The organism is Aestuariivirga sp. (assembly GCF_044238155.1).
In the GTDB taxonomy this organism is placed as follows: domain Bacteria; phylum Pseudomonadota; class Alphaproteobacteria; order Rhizobiales; family Aestuariivirgaceae; genus Aestuariivirga.
Map to the genome: position 1 here is coordinate 1 of NZ_JBIIDX010000185.1, position 5,786 is coordinate 5,786.

6 protein-coding genes are annotated in these 5,786 nt (G+C 64.1%); all 6 read left to right on the forward strand.

From position 1 onward, the window contains the following. Positions 1 to 153: 153 nt before the first annotated feature. Positions 154 to 336 carry a hypothetical protein gene (locus tag ACILRN_RS15310; RefSeq protein WP_395689741.1) on the forward strand — a complete coding sequence of 61 codons (183 nt, stop codon included), beginning with the start codon at positions 154 to 156 and terminating at the stop codon, positions 334 to 336. Positions 337 to 361: 25 nt separating this feature from the next. Further along, positions 362 to 1,267: a glycine--tRNA ligase subunit alpha gene (locus tag ACILRN_RS15315; RefSeq protein WP_395689743.1), complete on the forward strand. Its 906-nt coding sequence runs from the start codon at positions 362 to 364 to the stop codon at positions 1,265 to 1,267. Positions 1,268 to 1,420: 153 nt separating this feature from the next. Next, positions 1,421 to 1,885 (forward strand): hypothetical protein, encoded by a 465-nt coding sequence (locus ACILRN_RS15320; RefSeq protein WP_395689745.1) that lies wholly within the window; start codon positions 1,421 to 1,423, stop codon positions 1,883 to 1,885. Between the two features lie 103 nt (positions 1,886 to 1,988). Beyond that, positions 1,989 to 2,228, forward strand: coding sequence for a CDGSH iron-sulfur domain-containing protein (locus tag ACILRN_RS15325; protein ID WP_395689747.1), 240 nt, complete (start codon positions 1,989 to 1,991; stop codon positions 2,226 to 2,228). Positions 2,229 to 2,296: 68 nt separating this feature from the next. Beyond that, complete coding sequence (gene glyS, locus ACILRN_RS15330) at positions 2,297 to 4,309, forward strand: glycine--tRNA ligase subunit beta (RefSeq protein WP_395689749.1); 2,013 nt, start codon at positions 2,297 to 2,299, stop codon at positions 4,307 to 4,309. A gap of 132 nt (positions 4,310 to 4,441) precedes the next feature. Then, positions 4,442 to 5,674, forward strand: coding sequence for an MFS transporter (locus ACILRN_RS15335; protein WP_395689751.1), 1,233 nt, complete (start codon positions 4,442 to 4,444; stop codon positions 5,672 to 5,674). Positions 5,675 to 5,786: the final 112 nt, after the last annotated feature.

Here is a 5,786-nt window from a genome sequence, read left to right on the forward strand (position 1 = left end):
GGCCGTGCTGCGCGACGGGGCGGCCTTTCCGCTGCGCTGACCCGGATCACAACTCTTTGATATCAAAAAAATAACTGGATCGGCTGGAATCACGTGCATTGTCCCCCCATTTAAGCCTATGATCGTTATCTGACGGGCTCATTGGAGGTTCCGATGGTTGTTTTGAAGGCTCTTACGCTTGCCGCCGTAGCGCTTCTGACGCTGTTTCTGATGCTTTTCATCGTGCGTCAGACGGAGGCCGTGAAAGCGCGCGTCAGGAGCCGCCCCCCGCGTCGGCCGTCCCTCCGCCGCCTCCGGCAGGACCCGCGCACTGGCGTCTACTACCCCGAGGACTGACGGGCGGCAGGGCCCGCCGCGCGCCATGACGCTGAATCCCACGAAATCGTTTCAGGATCTGATCCTCACGCTGCACCAGTATTGGGGCAGCAAGGGTTGCGTCATTCTGCAGCCTTATGACATGGAGGTGGGGGCCGGCACCTTCCACCCCGCCACCACGCTGCGTTCGGTGGGGCCGAAGCCCTGGGCCGCCGCCTATGTGCAGCCCTCGCGCCGCCCCAAGGATGGCCGCTACGGCGAGAACCCCAACCGCCTGCAGCACTATTACCAGTATCAGGTGATCATCAAGCCCTCGCCGCCCGACCTGCAGGAGCTCTACCTGGGCTCGCTCGCGGCGATCGGCATCGACCACAGGCTGCATGACATCCGCTTTGTCGAGGACGACTGGGAGAGCCCCACGCTGGGCGCCTGGGGCCTGGGCTGGGAAGTGTGGTGCGACGGCATGGAGGTGTCGCAGTTCACTTACTTCCAGCAGGTGGGTGGGCTGGATTGCCAGCCGGTCTCTGGCGAACTCACCTACGGGCTGGAGCGGCTGGCCATGTATGTGCAGGGCGTGGACAATGTCTATGACCTGAACTTCAACGGCGGGGAGGGCGCAAGGCGCATCTCCTATGGCGATGTGTTCCTGCAGGCCGAGCAGGAATATTCGCGCTATAATTTCGAGCACGCGGACACCGCGGCACTGCTCCGCCACTTCGCCGATGCCGAGGCCGAGTGCAAGGCGCTGCTGGCGGCAGGCGAGGCGGATGGGCGGCACGAACTGGCGCTGCCGGCCTATGACCAGTGCATCAAGGCCTCGCACAGCTTCAACCTGCTGGATGCGCGCGGCGTGATCTCGGTCACCGAGCGGCAGGCCTATATCCTGCGCGTGCGCGACCTGGCCAAGGGATGCTGCGAAGCCTGGAGCCGGACGGCGGGCGGCGGGGCCTAGGGGCGGCGGCCTGGGCGAGGCGTTCCGTGTCTTGCGCACAGGCTCTCAATTTCATCATGACGAATCAGGTGCAGCGCGACATGAAGGTGCGTGTCGTCGCGGTGGTCATTGAATGATTGATCCATGCGCGTCGCATCGGAAGGATCGGTTTGCATGGGACGCTGTTTTGGCTGGGTGATTGGCGCCGTTTCCGGCGTCATGGTGTGGGCGGGTCCGCTGGCGGCGGGTGAGGAGGCCGCGTTTTCGAATGCGAGCCTCGCCGGGAGCTATGTCTACAGCAACACCAACGATGGCGTGGCGAGTTTTGGCGTGATCGCCTTCGACGGACAGGGGAGGGTCGATCTCGACATCCGGATCAATGCCCCGCAGGCCGACGGGCAGCGCACCACCATTGCCGCGCAAGGCAGCGGGCGCTTTTCGGTCGACGCCAAGGGAATCGGGAGCGCCGACATCTCCATGACCAAGGGCCCGATGGGCCGGCTCGATTATGACTTCATCATCGTGGAGGCTGACGACGGACTCGCCCGGAAGGTCTTCGCGGTGCTGCGCACCGGCGGCGTGAACAACCAGCTGGTTCACCCCACCTGGACGCGCCGCGACGATGCCAGGCCGGATTGAGCCTGGCTGTGTTGGCCGGGCAGGCCTCAGGCCCGGGGGCGGGTTGGACATCAAGCCGGAATCCCTGTAGCAAGCCGGTCTTCATGTTCAGGGAGTGCATGTCATGTCTGATCCGGTCATTGCCCAGAAGTCGCCGATCCCCGTCGAGGTTGAGGCCGGCAAGGATTACTGGTGGTGTTCCTGCGGCCAGTCCAAGCGCCAGCCGTTCTGTGACGGCTCGCACAAGGGCAGCGACTTCACGCCCGTCAAATGGACCGCAGACGCCACCGGCCGGCGCTTCTTCTGCGCCTGCAAGCACAGCAAGCACCAGCCGCTTTGCGACGGCGCTCACACCAAGCTCTGAGCCCAGCCCACAGGGGTGACAAGCCGGGTGAGGGCTGATAAGCCCCGCAGCCGTCCGGAGTGGCCGCCATGCCTGAACTGCTGATCGAATTGTTTTCCGAGGAAATTCCCGCCCGCATGCAGCAGAAGGCGGCCGATGACCTGCGCCAGATGGTGACCAACGCCCTGGTCGAGGCGGGCCTCACCTATGAGGGCGCCCAGGCGCATGGTGGACCGCGCCGCCTGGTGCTGTCCGTCGAAGGGCTCGATGCCCGGGCGGCCGACATGTCCGAAGAGCGCAAGGGCCCGCGCGTTGATGCGCCGCAGGCGGCCATCGACGGCTTCCTCAAGTCGACCGGTCTGACGCTGGACCAGCTCAGCGTTCAGGACGACAAGAAAGGCCAGTTCTATCTCGCAGTGATCCGCAAGGCGGGCCGCGAAGCGCCCGAGATCGTTGCCGCCGCCCTGCCTGATGTCATCCGCCGCTTCCCCTGGCCCAAGTCGATGCGTTGGGGCTCGGGCAGCCTGCGCTGGGTAAGGCCGCTTCACTCCATCATCTGCACCTTTGACGGCGAGGTCGTGCCATTTTCGGTGGACGGCATCGAGAGCGGCAACACCACGCGCGGTCATCGGTTCATGGGGGCGCGCGCCATCACCGTCCGGCGCTTCGAGGACTACGCCCAGAAGCTGGCGCGTGAATTCGTCATCGTCGATGGCGGCCACCGGGTTGAAACGATCCGCACCGAGGCGCGCAACCTGGCCTTTGCACAGGGCCTCGAGCCGCTGGAGGACGAGGGCCTGCTCAGGGAAACGGCGGGGCTCGTCGAATGGCCCGTTGTGCTGATGGGTGAGTTTGACGCGGGCTTTCTCAGCGTTCCGCCCGAGGCCATTGCCACCTCGCTCCGCAGCCACCAGAAATGTTTCGCGCTGCGCAGCGTGGCCTCTGGCCAGCTGGCCAGCCGCTATCTCATGGTCTCAAACATGATTGCGCCGGATGGTGGCAAGACCATCGTTGCAGGTAACAACAAGGTCATCGCGGCAAGACTCTCGGATGCCCGCTTCTTCTGGGACCAGGACCGCAAGGTGAAACTCGCCGACTGGGCAAAGAGACTCGATTCCATCACCTTTCACGCCAAGCTTGGCACGCAAGGCGAACGGGTTGCCCGCATCGAGTCGCTGAGTGCCGAGATTGCTAGGACGATCGGAGCTGATGTCGAGAAGGCACAACAGGCCGCGCGGCTGTGCAAGGCCGACCTCGTTACCGGCATGGTGGGAGAATTCCCGGAACTGCAGGGCGTGATGGGCCGCTATTACGCGCTCGACCAGGGAATCGACCCCGAAGTGGCTGACGCCATCCGAGACCATTACAAGCCGCTGGGACCGGGCGACTCGCTGCCGGTGTCTCGCATCGGTCAGGCTGTGGCGCTGGCCGACAAACTCGATACACTCTCCGGCTTCTGGTCGATCGACGAGAAGCCGACGGGATCGAAGGACCCCTACGCACTGCGCCGCGCTGCTCTGGGTGTGATCAGGATCATTCTCGACAAGGGCTTGCGGCTCGGGCTTGGTTTCTGTGGGCCAGATCTTCTGTCCTTCTTCGCCGAACGCCTGAAGGTCCACCTCAAGGAGCAGGGCGTCCGCCATGACCTGATCGATGCGGTGTTCGCGCTGGGCAATCAGGATGATCTCGTGCTGGTGGTCAAGCGCGTTGAGGCGCTGTCGGGCTTCCTCGACACCGATGACGGACGCAATCTGCTGGCAGGCGTCAAGCGCGCCGCCAACATCCTGCGCATCGAGGAGAAGAAAGATGGACGCGCCCATGATGGCGACGTGCACATCAATCAACTGATCAAGGGCGAAGAGAAGACGCTGCATGCTGCCATCACCCAGGCGATGGGCCAGACGCGGCGCGCGATGGAGCAAGAAGACTTTACCGCGGCCATGGCGGCGCTCGCCAAGCTGCGCGTTCCGGTGGACCAGTTCTTCGAACACGTGACGGTCAACGACAAGGATGCCACTTTCCGTGAAAACCGTCTGCGGCTGCTGAACCGCATCCGGCTGGCCACTGCCGAGGTCGCGGATTTCTCGAAAATCGAGGGTTAGGAGTAGCGGCACTCTACCCGCGCCCATGCCATGGCAAATCGATCTCGCGCGGTGCACGGCTCCCATGCAGCCGCTGGGCTACCGCTGGGGGGGCCAGCGGGCTAAGGCTCGACGAGATAGTCTGGAAAAGAAATGACGACATCGACTGCCTTTACACCTGACAGCAGCTATGCCTGGTTCCGGCTCTTCATATCGCTGATCCTGGCAGTGGTGGGTGGCATTGGCCTGTGGCTTGCTGTTGTGGTGCTGCCAACCATCCAGGCTGAATTCGGTGTCGACCGGGCGGGAGCCTCGCTGCCCTACACCGCCACTTTCGTCGGCTTCGCCTTCGGTGGTTTCACCATGGGCCGCGTGGCCGACCGCTTCGGCATCATCCTGCCCGTGTCGATTGCCGCGGTGGCCCTGTGCGCCGGCTTTTTCCTTGCCGCAATCTCCCAGACCTACTGGCAGTTCGTGGCGGTGCAGGCTGTCTTCATCGGCTTTCTGGGCAGTGCCGCCACATTCGGGCCGCTGGTGGCGGATGTATCGCAATGGTTCCTGCGCCAGCGCGGCATCGCGATTGCGATCGTGGCGAGCGGCAACTACATCGCCGGTACCCTCTGGCCTCCCTTCATGCAGGCGGCGATCGCCAGCTATGGCTGGCGCACCACCTACATGGCGATCGGCGTTCTCTGCGTCATTGTCATGCTGCCGCTGGCGCAACTGCTGAAGCGGCGGCCGCAATTTCACGATACCGCGAGTCCAGCCAGCCGACTGACCGGTGAGAAGGGGCTTTTGCCCCGCCATCCGTTGCTGTTCCCCGCGCTGGTATTGGCGGGCTTGTCGTGCTGCGTGGCGATGTCCATGCCACAGGTTCACATCGTGGCCTATTGTGCCGATCTCGGCTATGGCCCGGCGCGCGGCGCGGAAATGCTGTCGCTGATGCTGGGCTTCGGCGTGCTGAGCCGGCTTGCCTCCGGACTGATCGCGGACCGCATCGGCGGGCTGGCAACGCTGATTGCGGGGTCCTTTCTGCAGATGCTGGCGCTGCTCTTCTACATCCCCTTCGACGGGCTGACCTCACTCTACATCGTCTCAGCCGTGTTCGGCCTGTCACAGGGCGGAATCGTGCCAAGCTATGCGCTGATCGTCCGCGACCATTTTCCGGCGCGCGAGGCGGGGCGCCGGATCAGCACGGTGCTGACCGCCACCGTGTTCGGCATGGCCGTTGGCGGCTGGATGTCAGGCGAAATCTACGACTGGACGGGATCGTACACGGCTGCCTTCCTCAATGGCGTGGCCTGGAACGTGCTCAATCTCGGCATTGCCCTGTGGATCCTGTTCGTGCGCCGGCCGGCGGCGCCGCTGCGCGCAGCTGCCGCCTGAGCCTCGAAGCCCATGCGGCCACTGCGATGCCGCATGTGCGATATTGCATTGCAACCGGGGCGAGGCTGTGGTTTCCTGACTTTGGGCGTTTGCCCGCTATGTCTGCCCAACC

Bases quoted from the DNA above. Each gene is read 5' to 3' on its own strand.
- ACILRN_RS15310 (WP_395689741.1), top strand. From the start codon at position 154: ATGGTTGTTTTGAAGGCTCTTACGCTTGCCGCCGTAGCGCTTCTGACG.
- ACILRN_RS15315 (WP_395689743.1), top strand. From the start codon at position 362: ATGACGCTGAATCCCACGAAATCGTTTCAGGATCTGATCCTCACGCTG.
- ACILRN_RS15320 (WP_395689745.1), top strand. From the start codon at position 1,421: ATGGGACGCTGTTTTGGCTGGGTGATTGGCGCCGTTTCCGGCGTCATG.
- ACILRN_RS15325 (WP_395689747.1), top strand. From the start codon at position 1,989: ATGTCTGATCCGGTCATTGCCCAGAAGTCGCCGATCCCCGTCGAGGTT.
- glyS (WP_395689749.1), top strand. From the start codon at position 2,297: ATGCCTGAACTGCTGATCGAATTGTTTTCCGAGGAAATTCCCGCCCGC.
- ACILRN_RS15335 (WP_395689751.1), top strand. From the start codon at position 4,442: ATGACGACATCGACTGCCTTTACACCTGACAGCAGCTATGCCTGGTTC.